The following is a 1,322-nucleotide window of genomic DNA, read 5'->3' on the forward strand; positions in this document are numbered from 1 at the left end:
CGCATCCGCCCGCGCTCAGGCCGCGCCGGGCTGCGCCCCGTCATACCCCTCGACCACCACCACATCGGCGACCGACGCCCCCTCGCGCAGCGCCTTCGCCTTCGCGTATTCGGGCGAGTGATAGCAGGCCAGCGCCGCCGCGTGGTCGGGGAATTCCAGCACCACGATCCGCGACCGCATCCCGCCCTCGACCGCCTCCGCCGCCCCGCCGCGCACCAGGAACCGCGCGCCATATTTCGCGAATGCCACCGCGTTCTCCCGCACATAGGCCGCATAGGCCTCGGCGTCGCGCACATCGACGCTCGCGATCCAGTATCCCTTCGCCATATTTCTGCTCCATCCGACTCCGGCCCGGCCACCCGCGGCCGCGTCAGCGATTGATCACCACGAGGCTGCTGCGAAGCGTGTAGATGGTGCCGGACATCACCGTCCACACCCGCCGGGTGTTCGCGCTCGCTGCCTGCGCCTTCTCGTGTAGCCCGTTCCCCACCGCCGCCTCGATCTCATGGCAGCCCGGCCACATGTGTTGGGTGTCCTTCGCCCCCGGCGCCGTCACGTAATACCAGGTCTTCGTCGTGTCCTGGTATTTCAGGATGGACCAGCTGTTCACCTGCCCCTTGCTCACGCCCATCGGCAGCGCCTTCATGATCATGCCGGAAAACTTCTTCCGCCATTGCTTCTTGATCTGGTCGGTGAACGAGGCCCGGATCTCCGCCCCCTCGAACCCGTGGCGGGCGTTGCAGGTGATCACCTCGACCGTGCGGATATTGGGGTTCATCTTCTGCCACGCCCTGATGTTCGCGAGAAACGCGTCCGCCTCCATCGTGCAGAACTTGTAGGCGTCGCCATGCCCCCAATAGACCAGCGTGTCGACGCTGCCGCGTCCGAACGGCGTATCGCCGACCTCGCTGATCAACGATCCCGGATTGGCCGCCTGCAACGCCTCCGCCCGCTTCTTGTGGTCCGCCTGATAAATGATGTGAATCACGCCGCCGCCTCCCAGGATTTGTTGTCCGGCGTCCCGGATCCGAGATCCACCGCGAATTTCAGGGACAGGACGCCGGCGCGCCGCCCCGCGATCATCATGAGGCGGCAACGATGCTTTCATCGCCGTCTTGCCGGCAAATCCGTCAACCGGCAATGACCGGCGTCACATCGCCCTTGCCCACCCCCCTGCCGCCGTGGTCCTTTCGGGCATGGCCAGCGCCGTCCCCCTCGCCAGTCCCGCCAGCCGCTTCGCCGCGATCCTCGCGGCGCTGTGCGACCGCGTGGCCGCCGAGGGTCACCGGCGCGGCATCGCCGGCCCCTTGGTGATCCTGATC

3 protein-coding genes are annotated in these 1,322 nt (G+C 67.1%); all 3 read right to left on the reverse strand.

Going from position 1 to position 1,322, the window contains the following annotated elements; all coding sequences use genetic code 11:
• Positions 1-15: 15 nt before the first annotated feature.
• Complete coding sequence (locus tag APM_RS09975; RefSeq protein ID WP_007423245.1) at positions 16-327, reverse strand: DUF1330 domain-containing protein; 312 nt, start codon at positions 325-327, stop codon at positions 16-18.
• A 43-nt stretch (positions 328-370) separates the two neighbouring features.
• Positions 371-988 carry a hypothetical protein gene (locus APM_RS09980; protein WP_013639971.1) on the reverse strand — a complete coding sequence of 206 codons (618 nt, stop codon included), beginning with the start codon at positions 986-988 and terminating at the stop codon, positions 371-373.
• Between the two features lie 142 nt (positions 989-1,130).
• Positions 1,131-1,322, reverse strand: a 192-nt coding sequence (locus APM_RS22030) for a hypothetical protein (protein ID WP_197535480.1), incomplete at its 5' end; no start/stop codon positions are given.

The sequence above is a fragment of the Acidiphilium sp. PM genome (assembly GCF_000219295.1).
Classification (GTDB): domain Bacteria; phylum Pseudomonadota; class Alphaproteobacteria; order Acetobacterales; family Acetobacteraceae; genus Acidiphilium; species Acidiphilium multivorum.

What these genes read in the sequence shown, in the direction of transcription:
- APM_RS09975 (WP_007423245.1), bottom strand. Translation starts at nt 327, where the DNA reads ATGGCGAAGGGATACTGGATCGCGAGCGTCGATGTGCGCGACGCCGAG.